This window comes from Rhizobium sp. 05L429 (assembly GCF_056397645.1).
The window spans coordinates 168,802-191,269 of record NZ_JBFTNV010000008.1; the positions used below are offsets into that span (position 1 = coordinate 168,802).

19 protein-coding genes are annotated in these 22,468 nt (G+C 61.6%); 9 read left to right on the forward strand and 10 right to left on the reverse strand.

The features are described 5' to 3' along the window. The first annotated feature begins 48 nt into the window (after positions 1-48). From AC1DNW_RS11040 to AC1DNW_RS11075, 8 genes are all read left to right on the forward strand, one after another. Positions 49-2,976 carry an aminotransferase gene (locus tag AC1DNW_RS11040; protein WP_113307242.1) on the forward strand — a complete coding sequence of 976 codons (2,928 nt, stop codon included), beginning with the start codon at positions 49-51 and terminating at the stop codon, positions 2,974-2,976. Positions 2,977-3,498: 522 nt separating this feature from the next. After that, positions 3,499-3,693 carry a hypothetical protein gene (locus tag AC1DNW_RS11045; protein ID WP_025669973.1) on the forward strand — a complete coding sequence of 65 codons (195 nt, stop codon included), beginning with the start codon at positions 3,499-3,501 and terminating at the stop codon, positions 3,691-3,693. Positions 3,694-3,833: 140 nt separating this feature from the next. Beyond that, entirely contained in the window at positions 3,834-4,829 is a 996-nt protein-coding gene (locus AC1DNW_RS11050; protein WP_113307241.1) for a P1 family peptidase, read from the forward strand. A gap of 44 nt (positions 4,830-4,873) precedes the next feature. Next, positions 4,874-5,794: a LysR family transcriptional regulator gene (locus tag AC1DNW_RS11055; RefSeq protein ID WP_113307240.1), complete on the forward strand. Its 921-nt coding sequence runs from the start codon at positions 4,874-4,876 to the stop codon at positions 5,792-5,794. Between the two features lie 150 nt (positions 5,795-5,944). Next, on the forward strand, positions 5,945-7,474 hold the full coding sequence (locus AC1DNW_RS11060; protein WP_113307239.1) for an ABC transporter substrate-binding protein: 1,530 nt from the start codon (positions 5,945-5,947) through the stop codon (positions 7,472-7,474). A gap of 41 nt (positions 7,475-7,515) precedes the next feature. Continuing rightward, the gene (locus tag AC1DNW_RS11065) at positions 7,516-8,463 is read left to right on the forward strand and encodes an ABC transporter permease (RefSeq protein WP_113307238.1); all 948 of its coding nucleotides are present in this window, start codon (positions 7,516-7,518) and stop codon (positions 8,461-8,463) included. Next, positions 8,463-9,326, forward strand: a complete 864-nt coding sequence (locus AC1DNW_RS11070; protein ID WP_113307293.1) for an ABC transporter permease — start codon at positions 8,463-8,465, stop codon at positions 9,324-9,326. The genes AC1DNW_RS11065 and AC1DNW_RS11070 overlap by 1 nt, the downstream gene beginning before the upstream one ends. Positions 9,327-9,362: 36 nt before the next feature. Beyond that, positions 9,363-10,754: an amidase gene (locus AC1DNW_RS11075; protein WP_113307237.1), complete on the forward strand. Its 1,392-nt coding sequence runs from the start codon at positions 9,363-9,365 to the stop codon at positions 10,752-10,754. A 72-nt stretch (positions 10,755-10,826) separates the two neighbouring features. Here AC1DNW_RS11075 and AC1DNW_RS11080 read toward each other — a convergent pair whose 3' ends face one another. The 3 genes from AC1DNW_RS11080 to AC1DNW_RS11090 form a co-directional block, all read right to left on the reverse strand. Beyond that, positions 10,827-11,681, reverse strand: a complete 855-nt coding sequence (locus AC1DNW_RS11080; RefSeq protein WP_477852674.1) for a C40 family peptidase — start codon at positions 11,679-11,681, stop codon at positions 10,827-10,829. Positions 11,682-11,747: 66 nt separating this feature from the next. Continuing rightward, positions 11,748-12,098 carry a MarR family transcriptional regulator gene (locus AC1DNW_RS11085; protein WP_113298189.1) on the reverse strand — a complete coding sequence of 117 codons (351 nt, stop codon included), beginning with the start codon at positions 12,096-12,098 and terminating at the stop codon, positions 11,748-11,750. Positions 12,099-12,285: 187 nt separating this feature from the next. Continuing rightward, the gene (locus AC1DNW_RS11090; protein ID WP_113298188.1) at positions 12,286-13,677 is read right to left on the reverse strand and encodes a leucyl aminopeptidase family protein; all 1,392 of its coding nucleotides are present in this window, start codon (positions 13,675-13,677) and stop codon (positions 12,286-12,288) included. Between the two features lie 138 nt (positions 13,678-13,815). Between AC1DNW_RS11090 and AC1DNW_RS11095 the strand changes: the two genes are divergently transcribed. Further along, on the forward strand, positions 13,816-14,649 hold the full coding sequence (locus AC1DNW_RS11095; protein WP_477852676.1) for a tetratricopeptide repeat protein: 834 nt from the start codon (positions 13,816-13,818) through the stop codon (positions 14,647-14,649). A 1-nt stretch (position 14,650) separates the two neighbouring features. Here the strand turns inward: AC1DNW_RS11095 and AC1DNW_RS11100 are convergent, their stop codons facing one another. The 7 genes from AC1DNW_RS11100 to AC1DNW_RS11130 all read right to left on the reverse strand — a co-directional run bounded on the left by AC1DNW_RS11100 (position 14,651) and on the right by AC1DNW_RS11130 (position 22,467). Continuing rightward, positions 14,651-15,283 carry a LysE family translocator gene (locus AC1DNW_RS11100; protein WP_113307234.1) on the reverse strand — a complete coding sequence of 211 codons (633 nt, stop codon included), beginning with the start codon at positions 15,281-15,283 and terminating at the stop codon, positions 14,651-14,653. A 179-nt stretch (positions 15,284-15,462) separates the two neighbouring features. Next, positions 15,463-16,446 carry a type II secretion system F family protein gene (locus AC1DNW_RS11105; RefSeq protein ID WP_113307233.1) on the reverse strand — a complete coding sequence of 328 codons (984 nt, stop codon included), beginning with the start codon at positions 16,444-16,446 and terminating at the stop codon, positions 15,463-15,465. A 14-nt stretch (positions 16,447-16,460) separates the two neighbouring features. Next, positions 16,461-17,468, reverse strand: a complete 1,008-nt coding sequence (locus tag AC1DNW_RS11110; RefSeq protein ID WP_113307232.1) for a type II secretion system F family protein — start codon at positions 17,466-17,468, stop codon at positions 16,461-16,463. Between the two features lies 1 nt (position 17,469). Then, on the reverse strand, positions 17,470-18,945 hold the full coding sequence (locus tag AC1DNW_RS11115) for a TadA family conjugal transfer-associated ATPase (RefSeq protein WP_113298183.1): 1,476 nt from the start codon (positions 18,943-18,945) through the stop codon (positions 17,470-17,472). Between the two features lie 23 nt (positions 18,946-18,968). Beyond that, positions 18,969-20,246 carry a CpaE/TadZ family protein gene (locus tag AC1DNW_RS11120; RefSeq protein ID WP_477852678.1) on the reverse strand — a complete coding sequence of 426 codons (1,278 nt, stop codon included), beginning with the start codon at positions 20,244-20,246 and terminating at the stop codon, positions 18,969-18,971. After that, positions 20,243-20,959 (reverse strand): CpaD family pilus assembly protein, encoded by a 717-nt coding sequence (locus tag AC1DNW_RS11125; RefSeq protein ID WP_113307230.1) that lies wholly within the window; start codon positions 20,957-20,959, stop codon positions 20,243-20,245. The genes AC1DNW_RS11120 and AC1DNW_RS11125 overlap by 4 nt, the downstream gene beginning before the upstream one ends. Then, entirely contained in the window at positions 20,956-22,467 is a 1,512-nt protein-coding gene (locus AC1DNW_RS11130) for a type II and III secretion system protein family protein (protein ID WP_477852679.1), read from the reverse strand. Before AC1DNW_RS11130 ends, AC1DNW_RS11125 begins: the two co-directional genes overlap by 4 nt. Position 22,468 lies beyond the last annotated feature (1 nt).

Sequence of the window (22,468 nt, forward strand, 5' to 3'; positions counted from 1 at the left end):
TGATTATCTTTTTTATTAGGTAGTCGAATCATGCTGCGGAGGGGTGCCATGACCGAGGAAGCGCTTGTGGACCGCATGGCGCTGCCGCGCCCCGATGTGACCGCTTCCGAAGCTGCGGATATTCTGCTCACCCATTACGGGCTTTCCGGCACGCTCTCCGAACTCGGCAGCCAGCAGGACCGTAACTACCGGCTCGACACGGACGACGGCCGCTATGTGCTGAAGATCTGCCATGCCGCCTATGCGACAGAGGAGCTTGAGGCGCAGAACGCGGCGATCCGTCATCTGCGCACCAAGGAAGCCGCGCCCCGCGTCCCCGATGTGCTTGCCTCTACCGAGGGGCGGGAGATCGTTGCGGTCACCGTKAGGGAGCAGGACTATCAGGTTCGGCTGCTCGAATATCTCGAAGGAGAAGGCCTGGCGCACCGGTCCTATCTGGCGCCCGCTTCGGTCGCAGCACTCGGCGCGCTCTGCGCACGGCTGGCTGAGGCACTTGCCGATTTTACCCATCCCGGGCTCGACCGCAGCCTGCAATGGGATCTGCGACGGGCCGGCCCCGTGGCCGTGCAACTGCTTTCATCCATTACCGACAGTGTCGCCCGCGACAGGATCGCCAAGACGATGGTCATGGCTGTGCGCCGCATCCAGCCACTTGCGCCGTCGCTGCGGCTTCAGGCGGTTCATCACGACGTGACGGGCGACAATGTCGTCAGCCGCCCTGACGCGCATGGACGACCCGTTCCTGACGGGGTGATCGATTTCGGCGACATCATCCGCGGCTGGCTGGTCGGCGACCTTGCCGTGACCTGCGCCTCTCTGCTGCATCAGGCCGATGGCGATCCCTTTTACATCCTGCCGGCGGTGAAAGCCTATCACGCAATCTACCCGCTGACGGAGGAAGAGCTGAAGGCACTCTGGCCGCTCATCGTGGCGCGCGCCGTCATTCTCGTCGCCAGCGGTGAGCAGCAGATCACGATCGATCCTGACAACGACTATGTCAGAGGAAATCTGGAGGGCGAACGGCGCATCTTCGATACGGCGATGGCCGTGCCGTTCGAACTGATGGAAGCGGCAATCCTGAAAGCGGCCGGTCTCGATATTGCCGGTGCCGATACGTCGGACTGGCAGCCGCTCCTGCCGGAAATCGATCCCACATCCATCACCTTTGTCGATCTCGGCGTGCAGAGCCCGCATTTTTCTGATGGTAACTGGCTGGCGACCGACATGGACTGGCGGTTGCTTGCCCGCGCGGCAGTGGAAACGGGAACTGCGGCGACGCGTTACGGCGAATATCGCCTGTCCCGCGCTGGCCTGCACCATGCAAAGGCCCAGGCGATCTATGCCCTGCACATGGATATCTGCCTTGCGGCGGGCAGCCTCGTTGCCGCTCCCTTTGCCGGCCGGATCACCTGGTACGACCAGCATCTGGTGCTTACGGGCGCCGACATGAAGCTGCATATCGACGGCATCGAGCTCTCGGTCGCTGATGGYAGCGAGGTTACAGCCGGCCAGGAGCTCGGCACAGTCTCCGGTGAAACATCCTCGCTCGGCGGATTGCGCCTGCAGCTTTGCAGCATCGCCGGCTTCGAGCCGCCACTCTTTGTGACACCGCAACAAGCCGGGGCGTGGTCTGCGCTCTGCCCCTCGCCCGCGGTGCTCCTCGGGCTGGGCGCCGATGCGCCGAAACCCGAAACGGCAGCGCTTCTCGAACTGCGGCAGGCGCATTTCGCCAGCCCACAGAAGAATTATTACGAGCACCCGCCGCAGATCGAGCGCGGCTGGAAGGAGCATCTCTTCGATATCGAAGGTCGCGCCTATCTCGACATGGTCAACAATGTCACCATCCTCGGCCATGGCCATCCGCGCATGGCGGAAGCGATCGGCCAGCAATGGCTGATGCTGAACACCAATTCCCGCTTCCACTATGCCGCCGTCGCGGAATTCTCCGAGAGCCTTGCATCGCTGGCGCCCGACGGCATGGATGCCGTGTTCCTCGTCAATAGCGGCTCGGAAGCCAACGATCTGGCGCTGCGGCTTGCCTGGGCGCATAGCGGCCGACGCAACATGGTCTGCCTGCTGGAGGGCTATCACGGCTGGTCGGTGGCAAGCGACGCCGTCTCCACTTCGATCGCCGACAATCCGCGGGCGTTGACGACACGGCCGGACTGGGTTCACGCCGTCGTTTCGCCCAACACCTATCGCGGCCAGTTCCGCGGGCCGGAATCGACTGCGGATTATCTCGGCACCGTGATGCCGGTGCTGGAGACCATCGACGCCAAGGGCGAGGGGCTGGCCGGCTTCATTGCCGAATCGGTCTATGGGAATGCCGGCGGTATTCCGCTGCCCGACGGGTATCTGACGGAGGTCTACCGGCAGGTCCGGGAGCGCGGCGGTCTCTGCATCGCCGACGAGGTGCAGGTGGGTTACGGGCGGCTTGGCCATTATTTCTGGGGCTTCGAGCAGCAAGGCGTCGTGCCCGATATCATCACCATCGCCAAGGGTATGGGCGACGGCCACCCGCTCGGCGCCGTCATCACGACGAAAGAGATCGCCACTTCACTGGAGAAGGAAGGCTATTTCTTCTCCTCGGCCGGCGGCAGCCCGGTCAGTTGCGTTGCCGGCATGACGGTTCTCGACGTGATGGCCGAGGAGCGTCTGCAGGACAATGCCCGCGCGGTGGGCGACCATCTCAAGGCGCGGCTGGCGGCACTCATCGACAGCTACCCCATCGTCGGCGCCGTGCACGGCATGGGCCTTTATCTCGGCCTCGAATTCGTACGCGACAGAGTGACGCTGGAGCCGGCGACCGAGGAGACGGCGGCGATCTGCAACCGGCTGCTCGAACTCGGCGTCATCATGCAGCCGACGGGTGATCACCTGAACGTGTTGAAGATAAAACCGCCACTTTGCCTAACCGAACAAAGTGCTGATTTCTTCGTCGACATGCTGGAAAAGCTGCTTCGGGAAGGCTGGTAGACAGGGAATTGCGGCCATTAAAGAATTCGGTCTTTTCGAGGCTTTGCGATTTTTAACGAAACGCCCCATTGCCCGAATCAAATCGGCTTCCTATGTCTGCCTCGGCGATTTCGAGGCGTCTCGAACCGTCACATTGATTGCACGAAGGCGTGATAGAATTGTTCCTGCAAATCGAGATGTGATGGAATGAATTTTTTCGGATCGTCGAGATTTTGACACGTTTCGGAATATGTTTCTTATACGCCGTCCGCTATTCTCTACTAGGTTTGTAGATTATAGAGATGGTCTTTCACCGGCCCCGGGCTCTTCCGGGACCTCGCAAGTGCAACGCCAACGCAAGGAACGAGACATGTTTGATTTCGAAATTCTCGCCGTACTGCCTGGGCGATCTGTGCTTGGCAATGACMGTCCGGGCGCCCTCTCCCGCCCGAACTGTCGAATGTGACGTTCGTCCCCCTTTCAACGGTACCAGACAAGTCAATTCGCCATAGCCTGCGCATCCGCGCGGCAGGAGTTCTACGCATGAAAAAAGAAGTTATCGAATATGCAGGCATCCCGGTTGGGATCGTCATTCCGGATGATGATCGGCTGAAATTCATCGCCGTCAAATTCCATGTCCATGACCTCGACGAGCAGCATTTCAGCTCGCCCGCCGAGGTGAAGCTGGCCATTCACGATCTGATGACCCGCCGCCACCCGAAGCCCCTTCATGCCTGACGCAGAACGCGGCTTTGATACTATTAGAGGATTTCCGACCGGCCCGGCAAAACGGGCCGGTCTTGTTTTTGGATAGTCTTGTCTTTTAAACGCATTTGACTTCCTATCGGCGCGCTTCCATTCAAGACAGGAGCCCGCGCTTGTCCGATCTTCTCAACCTCCTCACCGATATCGAAGGCGTCTCCGTCGGCCATGCAACCGACCTCTCGCTTGGTTCCGGCGTCACGGCCATCGTCTTCGATGAACCGGCAGTCGCTTCCGGCAGCGTGCTCGGTGGCGCGCCGGGCGGGCGCGATACAGCATTGCTCGACCCTTCCATGGTCGTCGATGCCGTCGACGCCTTCGTGTTGTCAGGCGGATCGGCCTTCGGTCTCGACGCGGCAGGCGGCGTTCAATCCGGATTGCGGGAGATGGGACGCGGATTCCAGGTCGGCCCGGTGCGGATCCCGATCGTACCGCAGGCAATCCTGATGGATCTGCTGAACGGCGGCGACAAGGACTGGGGGGTGCATTCACCTTATCGCGAGATGGGATATGAAGCCGTCAAAGCGGCCAGCAAGGGCGCTTTCGATCTCGGCACTGTTGGTGCCGGCACGGGTGCCACGACCGCGACCTTCAAGGGCGGGCTCGGTTCGGCAAGTGCGATCAGCAGTTCCGGGCACCGCATCGCAGCCATCGTTGCCGTCAACGCCGTCGGTTCAGCGACGATCGGCGAAGGCCCGCATTTCTGGGCCGCACCCTTCGAGCAGAATGGAGAATTCGGCGGACTTGGCATACCCAAGGATATCGATCATCGGCTGCGGCTCAAGGGCGTGAAGACGACGGCAACGACGATCGGTGCTGTTGTCACCGACGCGTCACTCATCAAGGCGGAGGCGCACCGGCTTTCCATCGCCGCTCATGACGGGTTGGCGCGTGCGGTGCTGCCCGCCCACCTGCCGCTCGACGGCGATACGGTTTTTGCGGCTTCCACCGGCAAACATAAACGTAACGACATGGCAAGCCTGATGGAACTGTGTCATCTCGCCGGGATCGTCATGGCGCGGGCAATCGCACGCGGCGTCTACGAGGCGACGGCACTTCCGGTGCCGGGCGCTCTGCCGGCATGGCGCGACCGCTATGCGGCCGGGCGCTGATCGCCTAGATTAAATAAAATTGCCTGAGGGCGGAGAACGGGTGAATGCAGATTCGGGCGCTGATGTATTTCGACGAGCTGGTGCGAACCAACTCCATGCGCCAGGCGGCCGAAAACCTGAATGTCGCCCCGACCGCAATCAGCCGGCAGATCGAGAATCTCGAATACCATTTCGGCGCGCCGCTGGTGGAACGCAGCGCCCGCGGCGTGAAGCTGACGGCAGCCGGCGAATTGCTGGCAGCACGCGCCGGTCGCACGCTGCGCGAACTCGACCATGTGCAGCAGCTGATCGAAGATCTGAAGGGCCTGCAGCGCGGCCGTGTCAACATTTACGCGAACGGCGCGACCGTCGCCAATCTGCTTGCACCTGCGCTGGCCGAATTCAGCCTGAAATATCCCAAGCTGCGCTTTGCCGTGACGATCACGAGCGCGCGGGCCGCCATCGAAGCCGTGAACAGTGCAGAGGCCGATATTGCGGTGACGCTGTTTGCGCCACCGATGTCCGGCACGAAGGTGCGGCTGCGCTCGGAGATCACCTACGACCTCATCACCTCGCCAAGCCATCCGGCGGCGGCGCGTCCGGATATTCCCCTTGGGGAATTGGCCGATTATGCGCTGGCTCTGCCCGATCAATCCTTCGGCTTTCGCCAGGCCTTCGACGCGCTCTTCGAAAAGGACGGGCTGAGCCTCGATCCGGTTTTCGTGACAAGTTCGCTCGAGATGCTCAAAGAACTGGTGTTGAGCAACGCGGCGGTGACGCTGCTGCCKGCGCTGACCGTTCGCCGCGAGATCGAGGCTGGACAGCTCTGCGCCATTCCCCTTGCCGACAAGACCGGCATCCGCACGCATGTCGATCTATGCGTGGCGCCCGATCGGCAGCTTTCCTTTGCCGCAACGAAGCTTCTCGATTTTATCGAACGCTTCATGCGCGAACGCGCCAACCGCAAGGCCGACAGCAAGCCATAGACCCTCACGGACTTGCATTAGGCCAGGAATTGCTGTGTAGCTTTTTCGGCTACACTGAGCACACAAAATCGTCATTGTGTGTGCACTGTCGTAGTGTCACTCTACTTGCAAAAGGGATCCGCCAAGCAGCGGAACCAACAGGGGAACAGGATGATCAAGGTTTTGCTCGCGCCGTCGGCGCGTCTCATGCGGCGTCTTTCCATGGGCGTTGCGCTTTCCGCCGGCATCATGATGCTGGCGCTGACGCCTGCCGAAGCCGCCAAGACCACACTCAATCTCGGCATGAGCGTCGAGCCTGCCGGACTCGACCCGACAATCGCCGCACCTGTCGCCATCGGCCAGGTGACCTGGCAGAACATCTTCGAAGGACTTGTTAGCATCGACGAGACCGGCAAGGTGCAGCCGCAGCTCGCCAAGAGCTGGGAGATTTCCCCCGATGGGCTGACCTATACGTTCAAGCTGCAGACCGGCGTCAAATTCCACGACGGCGAGGCCTTCGATTCGGCCGCCGCCAAGTTCGCTCTCGACCGCGCCCGCGGCAAGGATTCCGTCAATCCGCAGAAGCGCTTCTTCGCATCGATCGCCTCCATCGATACGCCGGATGCGGAAACGCTGGTGCTGCATCTTTCCAGCCCGACCGGCAGCCTGATCTACTGGCTCGGCTGGCCAGCCTCCGTCATGGTCGGACCGAAGTCCGCAGCCGACGACAAGACGACGCCTGTGGGCACCGGACCGTTCAAATTCTCCACCTGGGCCAAGGGCGACCATGTAGAGCTCGTCAAGAATGCGGACTACTGGAACAAGGAGCGTGCTGCCAAGCTCGACAAGGTGACCTTCCGCTTCATCAATGATCCGCAGGCACAGGCAGCTGCGCTCAAATCCGGCGACCTCGATGCCTTTCCGGAATTTGCAGCTCCGGAACTGATGAGTTCTTTCGATGGCGACGCGCGCCTGGCAACCAAGATCGGCAATACCGAGCTCAAGGTCGTGGCCGGCATGAACAATGCCCGCAAGCCCTTCGACGACAAGCGCGTGCGTCAGGCCCTGATGATGGCGATCGACCGGAAGACCGTGATCGACGGCGCCTGGTCCGGCCTCGGCACCGAGATTGGCAGCCACTATACGCCGAACGATCCCGGCTATCAGGACATGACCGGCGTACTGCCCTACAATGTCGAAAAGGCGAAGGCACTGCTCGCCGAAGCAGGCTACCCCAACGGCTTCACCTTCACGATCAAATCGCCGCAGATGGCCTATGCGCCACGAAGTGCGCAGGTGATGCAGGCCATGTTTGCCGAAATCGGCGTGACGATGAATATCGAGCCGACGGAATTCCCGGCGAAGTGGGTGAAAGATGTCATGACCAGCCGCGATTACGACATGACGATCGTCGCCCATGCCGAGCCAATGGACATCGACATCTATTCGCGCGATCCCTACTATTTCAACTACAAGAACCCCGCCTTCAACGATCTCATGAAGAAGGTGCAGGAGACGCCCAACCCGGCCGAACAGGCGCAGTTTTACGGCGAAGCACAGAAGATCCTCGCCGAGGACGTGCCGGCGCTCTACCTCTTCGTCATGCCCAAGCTCGGCGTCTGGGACAAGAAACTGAAGGGCCTGTGGGAGAACGAGCCGATCCCCTCCAACGTTCTCAGCAACGTTTCCTGGGAAGAGTAATATCGGGTGCGGGCGGCGGCTGACAGGGTGACGAAGACGATATGATCGCACTACTTTCCCGCCGCCTCGCCGGCCTTGTCATTACCCTTCTCGTCGTTTCGCTGGTGATCTTCGCCGTCATGGATCTGCTGCCCGGCGATCCCGCCTCGATCATGCTCGGCACCTCGGCAAGCCCGGAGACACTGGCGGCGCTGCGGCATGAGCTCGGCCTCGACCAGCCGCTCATCCTGCGTTACGGCCAATGGCTTGCCGGTGTCTTCTCGGGCAATCTCGGGCAGTCCTATACCTATGGCGTGCCGGTTGCCGGACTGATCTTCGAGCGGCTGGCCGTAACGCTGCCGCTTGCGCTGATGGCCATCGTGCTGTCGGTATTGATTGCACTGCCGCTCGGCGTGCTGGCAGCGTCGCGGCGCGGCGGCATCCTCGATACGATCGCCACGATCTTCTCGCAGGTCAGCATCGCCGTGCCGGCCTTCTGGGTGGCGCTGCTGCTCATCATCCTTTTTTCCACGACGCTCGGGCTGATGCCATCGGGCGGTTTCCCAGGATGGAGGTCCGGGTTTCTGCCCGCATTGCAGGCGTTGGTGATGCCGGCCGTGGCACTGGCCCTGCCGCAAGCCGGTGTGCTGACACGCGTGGCTCGCTCAGCGGTGCTCGACACCATGCATGAGGATTTTGCCCGTACAGCGCTCGCCAAAGGGCTGTCGCGCAGCACCGTACTCTGGCGGCACATCGTGCCGAATGCGCTGGTGCCGATCTTGACCATCCTCGGGCTGCAATTCACCTTTCTGGTCGCCGGTGCGGTTCTGGTCGAAAATGTCTTCAACCTGCCGGGGCTCGGGCGGCTTGCCTTTCAGGCCCTGTCCCAGCGCGACATCATCGTCATGCAGGATGTCGTGCTGTTCTTCGCAGCCCTCGTCATCGTCATGAACTTCATTGTCGACCTCTCCTATCTCGCGATCGACCCGCGGATGCGAAAGGCGGCATGATGGCACCCATCGTCTCTTCCGCCATTATTCCGCGACGCCGAAGCTTCAGGCTTAGCCGGCGAAAGAATCTCATCGCCGGAATCGTCGTCGTCGGCTTTCTGGCCGCGATCGCCCTTCTGTCGCTTTTCTGGACGCCCCTGCCGCCAGCAAAAATGCAGATCATTCACAAGCTGCAGCCGCCGCTTGCCTTCGGCCTTCTCGGCACGGACCAGTTCGGCCGCGACGTGCTCTCCATGCTGATGGTCGGATGCTGGAATTCGCTGTCGATCGCCGTCAGCGCGGTGGCCATCGGCGGCACGCTCGGCTCGATCGCCGGGATTTCGGCGGCTGCCATCCGCGGCCCCTACGAGGCGTTGCTGATGCGCGCCTGCGACGTGATCTTCGCGCTGCCGCCGATCCTGTCCGCCATGATCCTCGGCGCCTTTCTCGCACCGGGGCGTTTCACCGCCATCACGGCCATCGCCGTGTTCATGGTGCCGGTCTTTGCGCGCGTGACGCTCGCCACCTCCCTGCAGGCCTGGAGCCGCGATTATGTTCTGGCGGCGCAGGCGATCGGCAACAGCCGTTTCACGATCTCGGTGCGGCATGTGCTGCCGAACATCATGAGCCAGATCATCGTGCATGCGGCGATCCAGCTTGGCCTTGCGATCCTGACCGAAGCCGGCCTCTCCTTCCTCGGCCTCGGCATGGCGCCGCCCGCACCGACATGGGGCCGGATGCTGGCAGACGCCCAGACCTTCCTTTCGCTGGCCCCGTGGCTGGCGATCCTGCCCGGCCTTGCCATTGCGCTTACCGTCTTCGGCTTCAACATGCTGGGTGACGGGCTGCGCGACCTTTTCGACCCGCGCGAGGCGAGCCGCTGATGTCCTCCCGAGACAAAACGCCCGAAAGATCAGACCATGCCAGATACCGATTTCACCATCCGCGAGCTCAGGCGGCGCTTCGCCGATAAAAGCCTCTCGCCGCTCGAATACTGGCTTGCCCTCGAAAAGCATATCGAGGCCTGGGAGCCCTCGATCGCCGCACTTTACCTCTACGACCCGAAAGGGGCGCGAGAGCAGGCGAAGGCCTCGACCGAGCGCTGGATGACGGGCAGGACGCTTGGCGCGCTGGACGGCATCCCGGTCACCCTGAAGGAACTGATCGCGACCAAGGACCAGCCGGTGCCGCTCGGCACGAAAGCCGTCGAACTGAAACCTGCGGAGGCGGATGCGCCTGCTGCGGCACGTATTCGGGAAGACGGTGCTATCATCTTCGCCAAGACGACCTGCCCCGATTACGGCATGCTCTCGTCGGGCCTTTCCAGCTTCCATCATCTGAGCCGCAATCCCTGGGACATGACGCAAAACCCTGGCGGATCGAGCGCGGGCGCCGCTGCGGCAGCCGCTGCCGGCTACGGGCCGCTGCATGTCGGCACCGATATTGGCGGCTCTGTGCGCCTGCCGGCGGGCTGGACAGGCGTGTTCGGCTTCAAGCCAAGCCACGGGCGTATTCCGGTCGATCCCTATTATGTCGGGCGCTGCGCGGGGCCGATGACCCGCACCGTGGAGGATGCCGCTTATTCGATGGCAACGCTTTCCCGCCCAGACTGGCGCGACGGCACCAGCCTGCCGCCGAATGATTTCGACTGGATGGATCTCTATATCGATCTCAGCGGCATGCGAATCGGGCTGATGCTCGATGCCGGCTGCGGTCTTGCGGTCGATGAGGATGTGAGGATATCAGTCGAAGAGGCTGCGAAGCTCTTCGAGAAGGCGGGGGCGACGATTGTCCCGGTTGGACCGGTGCTGACGCGCGCCATGCTGGATGGGCTCGACAATTTCTGGCGCTCGCGCTTCTGGGGCGATATTGCCGGGCTCAGCGAGGAGCGCCGCGAGAGCATCCTGCCCTATATCTACGAATGGGCGAAGGGCGGCGCCGATATCAACGGCGTGGATGCGGTCAAAGGCTTCAACCAGACGATCGAGATGCGCAAGACCTGCGGTCAGCTTTTCACCGGGGTCGATGCCGTGCTCTCACCGACCAATCCGATCGTTTCCTATCCGGCTGAATGGGCCTCTCCCACCAATGATCCGAAGCTGCCCTTCGAGCACATCGCCTTCACGGTACCGTGGAACATGTCGGAGCAGCCGGCGTCGTCCATCAATTGCGGCTTCTCGCAATCCGGCATGCCGATCGGCCTGCAGATCGTCGGGCCGCGTTTCGACGACATGCGCGTGCTGAGGCTCTCCAAGGCCTTCGAAGATCGGACTGGCGGTGTGAAGAACTGGCCGAAGCCGCCAATCGCCTGACGCTGGCGGGTACCGCCAGAGCTGCGACAAAACAAGAGATAGAGCATTCGCGATTCGAAGAACTAAAATGCCTTAGAACGGCCGGCGATAGCCGGTCGGCCGCTCGTAGAGCCAGCCGATGCGCTCGACAGCGCCCTCGAAATTCTCGCGCGCGACGGTCATCGTATGGCCATTGGCATGGATGATGGTTTCGGGATCTTCGAAAATCGCAACATGCCCCTTCCAGAAGACCAGATCGCCGCGGCGCACATCGGAGCGCTCGATCGGCTCTCCGAGATCAGCCGCCTGCATGTCGGTATCACGCGGCGCGCTTCTGCCGGTCATCTGCAGCGCAAGCTGGACGAGGCCGGAGCAATCGATGCCGAGGCCGGAGCGGCCGCCCCAGAGATAGGGCGTCTCCAGAAAGCGAGAGGCGATATCGACATAGTCCTGGCCGTCGAGAGCACCGAGCGGCTGCAGATGTTTGGAGAAGATCGCGGTGCCGTCATCGAGCACAAGATAGTGGTTGCCGCGCGCTTCCGCCTTGCCGGCAATATGGACACGGCTGCCCATCGAGAGGACCGCCTTATAAGGTTTGCGAAGTTCCGGCTCGCGATAGAGAAACGTCCGTTGCGGAACGACGATATGGGTCGGGGCCGGTCCCGCTTCGGTGAGTGCTTCCTGCGGTAGATAGCCGACATAGCTGTCGGAAACCGCCTTGACCCAGCACCAGCCATCGGCGCGATCGAATACCGTGACATCCTCGCCGAAAAGCAGTTCCGTATCGATGCCGCGCGAAAGATCCGGCTGCGGGCGCAAGGCTACGACCGGAATGGAGACACGAGCCGGCGTGCMGCTCACAAAGCGCGTCGCCTCAACCTTGCCTTCAAGGCCGGTTTCCGCGAGATCCGGGCGGTAGGCGTGAAGGCGGCGGTCGAGCATCGTCATGGTATTCCTTTCAGATGGGCCTTTCAGTCGGGGGCCTTTCAGAGTGGCCTTTCAGTCGGGGGCCTTTCAGACCGAAAGCTTGCGGCCCTGCTCGCGCACGAGGTCGCCGAGCTTTTCGAGATAGAGCGCACCGCCGACGGTGCGCTTGATGATGACGTTGCGCCGGTCGGCATCGTCGCGGACGCGATCGACGAGGCCCATCTCGCCCATCGTATCGAGCGCGCGGGTGATGACCGGTTTCGTCACGTTCAGCGTCGCTGCCAGCCCGCGCACGGTATGCGGCGGCGGCACGAGATAGATATGCAGCAGGATCGCCATCTGGCGCAACGTCAAATCTCTGTTGTCGTGACGGACCTGGTTGAGCGCCACACTATGCCAGAGGCCAAGCGCCTGCGAGGCGGTCAGTTCAATCGGCACGGCCCCTCCGGAAATCGTTACGCTAACGTTTCATTTTCCGGCAGTTACAGCGCGCAAGCAAGAGGCGGCACAGAATGCCGCCTCACAAGGTGAATAAAATTTTAACGAATGGCTCAGCGAAGGCTTTTGTTTTCACATGTCGTTATCGCAAACCGCTGCACACTTTTGCGCGACATGCTTTGGCGGCTCAGCGGACGTTGTGGCGGATATGGTGGTAAAGCGCACGGATGGCCTGCGCCTCGCCGCCTCCCGGCGAATGCGCACGCTCGTTCGGCGCCCAGCCGTAGATGTCGAAATGCGCCCAGCTTTTCGCCTTGCTGACGAAGCGCTTCAGGAAGAGTGCCGCGGTGATGGCGCCCGCCATGCCACCCGCCGGAGCGTTGGTGATATCGGCGAACTTGGCGCGGATGTCCTTCTCGTAGCCGGTGTAAAGCGGCAGTCGCCAGAGCGGATCGTCCGTTTCGAGGCTCGCTTCCATCAGGTCGTGAGCGAGGATCGCATCATCGGTGAAGAAGGGTGGCAGATCTGGGCCGAGGGCGACGCGGGCAGCACCGGTCAGGGTCGCCATGTCGATCAGCAGATCCGGTTCTTCCTCGTCGGCATAGGCGAGCGCATCGGCCAGAATCAGGCGGCCTTCGGCATCGGTATTGTCGATCTGGACCGTCAGCCCCTTGCGGCTCTTGTAGATGTCGCCGGGGCGGAAGGCATTCGACGAGATGGAATTCTCGACGACGGGGATGATGACGCGCAGATCCACCTTCAGCTTGGCATCCATGATCATAAGCGCCAGGCCCATGACATTTGCCGCGCCGCCCATGTCCTTCTTCATCAAGAGCATGGAGGAAGCCGGCTTGATGTCGAGGCCGCCTGTGTCGAAGCAGACACCCTTGCCGACCAGCGTAACCTTGCGGTGGCCCTTCTTGCCCCAGCGCAGTTCCAGCAGGCGCGGCGCATCGGCGCTGGCGCGGCCAACGGTGTGAACCAGCGGGAAGTTTTCCTTGAGCAGGTCGTCACCTATGATAACCGACATCTCGGCCTTGTAGTGCGCTGCCAGGCCACGGAAAGCGGCTTCGAGCTGCTCCGGCCCCATGTCGTTGGTCGGCGTGTTGATAAGGTCACGGGCGAGGAAGACACCGGCGAGCTGGCGCTTGATCTCGCTGCCGTCGGCATCGCGCGGGATCATCAGCGTTGCGGTGGGCGACTTTTCAGACTTGTAACGGTCGAAACGATAGCTGCCGAGACCGAAGCCGAGCGCCAGGCGGTTCGCCGTCAGCGGCGCGGTCTCGATGTGCCAGTCGCCGGCCGGAAGCGCGCGGGCGAGCCTGCCGGTGATGTAGGGCTGCTCCGACGGATTGGTGCCGAGGCCGAAGAGCGCGCCGCCGAGGTGGCCCTCGGCCGTCGGGATCAGAAGCAGGGAGCCGCTTTCCGCCTTGTAGCCGGCTTTACCTGCCCAATCGAGCGCGATCGGATCAATGGTGCCGGTTTCGATATGGGCGGGCGTGACAGCAAAGATTGGCAGCGTCGACCCACCCTTGGTGTTGAAAGGCGTCGGTCTCTCGATGAACTGGAAGGGGGCCATGTTTGTCCTTAGCGGCAGGGGCAGAATCACTTCTTAACTGTCTGTTAGGGTTAACAGACTATTGCTGGAGCGAAGATTGCGTCAAACCTTTCCCTGTTCCGCTTCGAGGTCAGGCGCCGATTTATTCAGGAACGCGCAATGCCCTTCTCGGCCTCTACCCCTTTTAAGAAGCGTGTTTTTCAGGGAACCGTGGCTCTTCTCGCCATGCTCGCCCTCGGCGGCTGCTCGACAACATCAAAGGATCGGATGACGACCGGTTCGATCCCGAAACTCGACAGGCCAGTCGAGCAGATGGATGCCAACGAATTGCGGGCCGCCACCGACCGCGTCGGCCAAGCCTATGAGAAGAACCCGCGCGATCCCGTCAACGGCGTCAACTACGCCAATCTGCTGCGCATGAACGGGCGCGACGCACAAGCGCTTGCCGTCATGCAGCAGGTCGCCATTGCCAATCCCGGTGATCGCAACGTGCTTGCCGCCTATGGCAAGGCGCAGGCCGCCGCGGGGCAGCTTCAGCAGGMGCTGGACACCATCGGCAGGGCGCAGACGCCCGATCGGCCCGACTGGCGGCTGATCTCTGCGGAAGGCGCGATCCTCGATCAGATGGGCAAGCCAAACGACGCGCGTCAGCGCTATCGCGACGCGCTCGACATCCAGCCGAACGAGCCGTCGATCCTTTCCAACCTCGGCATGTCCTATCTCCTGACGGGCGATCTGCGCACGGCGGAAACCTATCTTCGCTCGGCGGCAGGCCAGCCTTCCGCCGACAGCCGCGTGCGCCAGAACCTCGCCCTCGTCGTCGGGCTGCAGGGCCGTTTTCCCGAGGCCGAGCAGATTGCGCGGCGCGAACTCTCACCGCAGCAGGCCGACGCCAACGTCGCCTATCTGCGCGGCATGCTTACCCAGCAGAATTCCTGGCAGAAGCTCGCAGCGAAAGACACGACGTCCGTCGCCGCCAGCAATACCAACTGAACTATTTGCCGCCCAACCCGGACAGGATGAGACGCAGGCCAAGGCCAGCCATGACCGCGCCTGCGGCCCTGTCGATCCAGGCCTTGGCGGCGATATAGATCTTACGCGGACGATGGGCGGAAAAGGCAAATGCCACAATCGCATACCATCCCGCCTCCACCAGGAAGACACCGACGGGCAGCGCCAGCAAAAGCTCCACCGGCACGGTTTTGGGCAAGAGTGCCGCAAAGATACTGGCGTAGACCACGATCGCCTTCGGATTGCTCAACTGCGTCAGCAGAGCGGCCGTGAAACTGCGTGCCGGCATGCTTTTGCCGGCGATATCGCCTGACAGCGCGAGTGGTTCACTCGCCCCCTTCCAAATCGCGAAGGCAATGTAAATCAGATAGGCGCCGCCCGCGATCTTCAGCACCAGATAGAGCCACTCGAATTGTGAGAGCAGCGCCGTCAGGCCCGCAAGAGCGAGAATAGCAAAGGTCACGCCGCCGACGCCCATGCCAAGTGCGGCGGCGAGCCCATCAAAGCGCGAGCGGGAAATGGCAATGCGCGAGACAACGACAAAACTTGGACCKGGGCTCATCGCGCCGATCATCAATGCACTGATGATACTGATAAAAATGCCCATGGAGGACATAGCAAAACTCCATTTTCACGCAATTCCGGCCGTAAAACCGCTACGCATTTTTGCTGGCTCAAGTTATCGAGGATTGCCTGTCGAGCGACAGGAACGTCAGCGCCTCCCGATGGAGACCTATCTCATTTGCCAGCTACGCGGAGGCGCAAGCTAGCGGGATTTGCGCTGAGCGGCAAGCGTCAGAACCGGTCCGCAACCTGGATGCCGGCCGGACCAAGGATGACGGCGACCAATACCGGCAGGAAGAAGAGGATCATCGGGACGGTCAGCTTCGGCGGTAGCGCAGCAGCCTTCTTTTCCGCCTCGTTCATGCGTTCGTCGCGGCCTTCCTGCGCAAGCACGCGCAGTGCCGTCGCAACCGGCGTGCCGTAACGGTCCGCCTGCATGAGCGCCTGTGTGACCGAACGCACGAGATCGATCTGAGTGCGCGTCGCGAGATTGTCGAGCGCGGCGCGGCGATCCGGCAGGAAGGAGAGCTCAGCGGTCGTCAGCACCATTTCTTCGGCGAGCGCCGGCGATTGTTCGCCGAGTTCTTCGGAGACACGCCGCATGGCCGCTTCGATGGAAATGCCCGATTCCACGCAAATCAGCATCATGTCCAGCGCGTCCGGCCAGGCGCGCTTGATGGAGTGCTGACGCTTGCCCATACGGTTGGAGATATAGATGTTCGGTGCATAGAAACCGATATAGGCGATGCCAATGACGATGAAGAGCCGTATCGGCAGGCCTTTGTCGGCAAGGTTGCCGAGGCCGAACACCCAGAAAGCGGCAACCGCCAGGAAGAGAAATGGCAGAAGAAAGCGCGCGACGAGGAAGGTGTTCAACGCATTTTCCGAACGAAAACCAGCGGCGCGCAGCTTGTTCATCGTGTTCTCGTCGACAAGTGCCTTGCGCAGGTTGAAACGCTCGACGATCTGGCGGACGGGTCGGCTGTTCTGGCTTCTGAGCGTGGCCTTGCCGCCGACGTCGGCATTCAGACGGGCGCGCTCGCGGGCGCGGATCTGCTCGCGCTCGGTCGAGACGGCCTTCATGCGTTTGTTGAGATCACCGCGCTCGAAAAAGGGAACGGCAAGCGTGTAGAAGGTGGCGAAGACGGCGATGGCGACGAGTGCCGCCACGATCATGGCGGGATCGGTCAATGTTGCGGCGAGTTCCTGCGACATGCTGCTTGCTCCCGCTAGATATCGAAGTTGATCATGTTGCGCATCACGAAGATGCCGATCGACATCCAGACCGCCGAAAAGCCCATGATGAAGTGGCCACGCGGATCGGTGAACAAGACCATCATATATTGCGGAGACGTCAGGTAGACGAGCGTGGCAACGATGAATGGAAGGGCGCCGATAATGACGGCAGATGCCTTGGCTTCCATCGACAATGCCTTGACCTTGGCCTTCATCTTCTTGCGGTCGCGCAGCACCTTGGAAAGGTTGCCGATCGCTTCCGACAGGTTGCCGCCGGCCTGCGACTGGATGGCAATGACGATCGCGAAGAAATTGACTTCCTGCAGCGGCATCTGATTGGTCATGCGGGCACAAGCTTCGGGCACGCTGAGGCCGACTTGCTGCGATTCGACAATACGGCGGAATTCGCTCTTGACGGGTTCCGTCCCCTCGGTCGCAACGAGGCGGATCGCATCGTTCAGCGGGAGGCCGGAACGGATGGAGCGAACGATAACGTCGAGCGCATTCGGAAATTCGTCTAGAAACTTGTTCTGGCGGCGCGAGACGAGGAAGCCGAGCACCCAGCGTGGCAGACCAAGTCCTGCGGCCACGGGAACACCGAGCATGATCGGTGTCGATGCACCCACGATGAAAAGCACGACCAACAGCACAAACGCGAAGAGCGCGCTGAAAAGATAGAAGCGGGCGGGCGTGATCGGCAGTCCCGCCTGCACCAGGCGGGATTTCAGCGATAGCACTTTCTTGGTCTTTTCGTGCTGCCGCTTTTCGAGATCCTTCAGGCTGTCCTGCACCGATTTGCGACGCTTCGACAGTTCCTGAACGCGGTCGCGAGCAGCCTTGACCTTTGTACGATCGACTTCGGCTGATTTGACGCGGTTGATGCGGCTTGCCGACTTCTTGTCGCTCTCGATACGCGAGAACAATACGGCATAACTCACCCCGGCTGCCGCAACGGCTGCGAGAACGACGATTGCCAGTACTGTCGGATCGATGCCGAACATCTCAGTCCTTCGATTTCGCTTCCAGYTCGTCGAGCGCAGCGGCGAGGCGTTTGTCTTCGTTGTAATAGCGGGCGCGGTCCCAGAAATGCGGCTTGCCGATACCGGTAGACATATGGCGGCCGATCAGACGACCGCTCGCGTCCTCGCCGTCGATTTCGTAGCGCATCAGGTCCTGGGTGATGATGACGTCACCTTCCATGCCGACCACTTCGGTGATCTGGGTGATGCGGCGCGAACCGTCGCGCAGGCGCTGGGCCTGGATGATGACGTCGATCGAGGAGGAGATGATCTCGCGCACGGTCTTTGCCGGCAAGGTGAAGCCGCCCATGGCGATCATCGATTCCATACGGCTCAAGCATTCGCGCGGGTTGTTGGCGTGGATGGTGCCCATGGAACCGTCGTGACCGGTGTTCATGGCCTGCAGGAGGTCGAAAACCTCCGGTCCGCGCACTTCGCCGACGATGATGCGTTCGGGACGCATGCGCAGGCAGTTCTTGACCAGATCGCGCATGGTGATCTCGCCCTCGCCTTCGATATTCGGCGGGCGGGTTTCGAGACGCACGACATGCGGCTGCTGGAGCTGCAGTTCGGCCGTATCCTCGCAGGTGATGACGCGCTCGTCGCGGTCGATGTAGTTCGTCAGGCAGTTCAAGAGCGTGGTCTTGCCCGAACCCGTACCACCGGAGATGATGACGTTGCAGCGGACGCGGCCAATGATCTGCAGGACGGTCGCGCCTTCGGGCGTGATGGCCCCGAAGCGCACGAGCTGATCGAGCGTCAGCTTGTCTTTCTTGAACTTGCGGATGGTGAGCGCCGGGCCATCGAGCGAAAGCGGCGGCGCGATGACGTTGACGCGCGAGCCGTCGGGCAGGCGCGCGTCGCAGATCGGGCTCGATTCATCGACGCGGCGGCCGACCTGGCTGACGATGCGCTGGCAGATCGACAGAAGCTGCGAATTGTCGCGGAAGCGGATTTCGGATTCGATCGTCTTGCCGCCGACTTCGATGAAGGTCTGGCCAGCACCATTGACCATGATATCGGCAATGTCGTCGCGCGCCAGCAGCGGCTCGAGCGGACCGTAGCCCAGCACGTCATTGCAGATATCCTCGAGCAGTTCCTCCTGCTCGGAGATCGACATGGCGAAATTCTTGATGGTGATGATATCGTTGACGATATCGCGGATTTCCTCGCGCGCGCTTTCGCCATCCAGCTTCGAGAGCTGCGAGAGGTCGATCGTATCGATCAGCGCGGAAAAAACCTGCGCCTTGGTATCGTAATATTCGTCCGTGCGGGCGGGGCGCTTGCGCTGCGGCGTCTGCATCGGCGGCGGCGTCACCTGCTGGCGGACAGGCTCGCGCGACGGCTCGACAAGCACCGCGGGACCGGATGGGGCGGCAGCCGGCATCGGTGGCGGCGGAGCGGCGATACCGCCGGCACCGGCCTTTCCGAAACCATCATTTCCGCGTTTTCCGAACATTGAGCCGATCCAATTCTACTCGTTTACTTGCGCTTCAGAAGGCCGAGAAGGCCGCCCTTCCTGGATTTCTTGATTGCCACGCGACCGGTGACGATGTGCGAGATCTGCGAAAAGGTCTCCGCCGTCGGAGATTTCGGATCGACCTCCGAAATCATCCGGCCACTGTTGGCGGCGTTGCCAAAGAGGCCGATATCGAAGGGAATGATGGCAATCGGCTCGACTTCCAGCGGTTCGCAGAAATCGGAAATCGAGATTTCCGGCCGCTTCGGCATACCGACCTGATTGAGAATGAGATGCGGCAGCTTGTCGTTCGGACGTATCTTGCGGAGCGCATCCAGCATGTTCTTGGTGTTGCGCAGATTGGCAAGATCGGGAACCGCGCAGATAACCACTTCGTCAGCGCTTGACAGGACCGTACGGGTCCAGTCCGACCAGGCATGCGGAACGTCGAGCACCGTGACAGGCGCGCTGCGCTGCAGCACATCCATGACAGGCTGGAAGGCTAGGCCCTCGAAATCATAGGCACGGTCAAGAAGCGAGGGGGCGGCCAGCAGGGAAAGATGTTCCGAGCACTTCGTCAGCAGGCGGTCGAGGAAAACCTCGTCAAGCCGCTCCGGCGCAAAGACGGCCTCGGCAATGCCCTGGGCCGGGTCCTGATCGAAATCGATGTTCGCCGTGCCGTAGGGCAGGTCGAGATCGGCCAGGATGGTCTCGGTCGAGAACAGGTTCGAGATGCCGAAGGCGCAATTATGAGCGACGGTCGATGCGCCGACGCCACCCTTGGCGCCGATGAAGGCGATGCTGCGGCCAAGCGGCTCGGCTTCCGGATCGACGAAGATCGTCGCCATTGCGCCCATGATATCGGGCATGGCGACAGGTTGAACCATATATTCGGAAATGCCGTTGCGGATCAGATCGCGGTAGAGGCCGATATCGTTGTAATAGCCGACGATGATGACCTTGGTCGAGGGATCGCAGACGGCAGCGAGCGGAGCCAGTTCGGCGAGCAGGCCGGCGGAGTTCGCCCTGGTCTCGATGATAATCAGGTTCGGCGTCGGTGCGCCTGAGAACATGTTTGCGGCGGCAKCCGTGCCGCCGCTGGTGATGCGCAGACTGACTTTCGACATGCGCCGGTCATTGGCGCAACGCTCCATCACCCGCTGCAGTCCTTCGCTTTCGCAGAAGGCATGAACGGAGATGCGCGGCAGTGGCCGCATGTTTTCCAGTTCGCCCATGCGCATCGCTTCTTCGGCATGGCGGAGCTCGCTGGTATTCTTGATCTCGTAGTCGACGGTGCTCATCGTTCTGTCCCGCGGTACTCCTGGATTGCCTCGTTACGCTGCTCTGCGTCGATCGGGGTCATGCCGCGCGGAGCGACGAAATCTTCCGGATTGGCGACCTGGGCGGCGAGGTTGTTCTGCGAGGCGCAGCCGAAATTGTAATAATTCTGGTTCGTGAAATCGGCCGAGATATCCTTCGGCCATTGGCCGCACCGTGTCGTTACTGCCGTCATGCCGGTGAAGCTCAGGCGTATCGGCGCGGCATCGAGAAGGCCGGTTGCGGCGTAAGTCGTGTTGATGATCCTGTTGCTCGCAATGCCGCGCGAAGCAAGTTCAACGCGAACCTGGCTGCGCAGGGCGCGGGCCGCTCCTGCATTCGCCGATCCCTCCGGAGACAGGATGTAGACGGGGCCAGACGCGCGCGACACGTAATTTTGCGCAAAGCCGCGGATCAACTCGCGCTGGGCGATCGTTAGTCGGCGGTCGCTGGAGGCAACAGGAATGTCCACGGTTTGCTCGGCTTCCGTCACGACGATGGGATGGCGTTCCCGGTAGTCATCAGGAATACCGCCGGTCGTCAGCTGATCACGCGGGCCGGCGCAGCCAGAAAGAATTGCAACGGCGAGTGACGCAGCCACGAGCAGAGGCTTTGTCGTGCGGAAATGTTTCGCGCTCCAATGAGCCATCGCCTGATCTCTGTTCGTTTTCATCGGTCCAGACCGTGCTCCGCTCATTTGTAGATAAATCCGATAGAACCGTGGAACTGCGCATCGGCGACCGGCGCCTCGCGGCTGCCGTAAACCTTGTTGACGCGGTTCATGAAGAAGGCGGACGCATCGTTTTCCGGGCTGAAATTATCATCCGGCCGATTAAGCTGATTGCGCGCCACCGGACGCACCAGATAGGGCGTCGCGATGATGACGAGTTCCGTTTCCTGGCGTTCGACTCCCTTCTGGCGGAACAGCGTGCCGAGGAGCGGGATCTTCGAGACGCCGGGGGTGCCGTTCATCGTCTGGGAGATGTTGTCGCGAATAAGGCCAGCAAGAGCGATCGAGCCACCCGAGGGAAGCTCGACCGAGGTCTGTGCCGAGCGGCGCTGATAGGTCGGCGCAGCACCCGATACCGACGGCGCCGGCTCCGAGACGTTTGTGTTGATCTGCAGGCTGATGCGGCCGGATGAAAGGACCAGCGGCTTGAAGGCCAGATTGATACCGTAGTCATAGGGAACGACGGTGACGTTGCCGTTATTGTCTGTCGTCGAGTAAAGAACCTGACCGCCGGAATTGAAAGTCGCAGCCTGGCCGGAAATCGCCGTCAATGTAGGTTCGGCCAGCGTGCGGACGACCTTGCCCTGTTCCAGCGCATTCAGATAGGTCGAAATATCGTACTTGCCGATCGAGTTCTTGAAGAGTGCGGCGAGGCCGCCGCCAACGACGGATGTGGCGCTATCGGCGGACGGGCTGCCGAGCTGGGCGACCRTCATGCCCGAGGAATTGGTGACGAGATTGTCGAAGCCAAGCTGTTTCAGGACTTCACGGCGGACCTCGGCGATCGTGACCTTGAGCGTGACCTGGTCTTCGCCCTCGATCTTCAGGAGGTTGACGACCTGGGACTCCTGACGGCCTTCGTTAAACAGCGCAACCGAATTGTCTCCACCGCTGCCGGAAATACTTTGCGAGCGCGTCGTGGCCTCGCCGCCTTTCAGGAAGGCCTTGGCGAGCGCTGCCGCCTGCGTGGCGTCCTGAGGTGTGCGAACGGTACCGGTCAGTACGATATTGTCGGAAACGATCTCGACCTTGATGGCGGAGTCCGGGATAAAGCGGCGCAGATTGGCCTCGAGACCCGAGACGTCGCGTTCGATCTCGACATCGAGGCTGATGACCTCTTCGCCGCTGGCGCCGAACACAAAAATATTGGTCTGCCCGACCTTCTTGCCGAACAGGTAGATGCGCCGCGAGGTGCGGGTCACGGCATCGGCCATGACCGGATCGGAAACGAGAATATCGTGCGCGTCTTCAGGCAGATCGACGACAACGGCCTTGTTGAGACCGAGCTTCACACGGCGATGTGCGCCGGGGCCGCCCTGCGATATGCGGATGAGGCTTTCCGACGCGGCATTGGCCTGTTCGATGCCCGAGGATGCGATGAAGGAGAGCGGCGTGATGCCGGCGGCAGCCATTGCCAGGGAAAGGCAGCCGGTGAGGAAAAGCCTGGTGCGCTGTGTCGAGTTGCCCATCTGCATT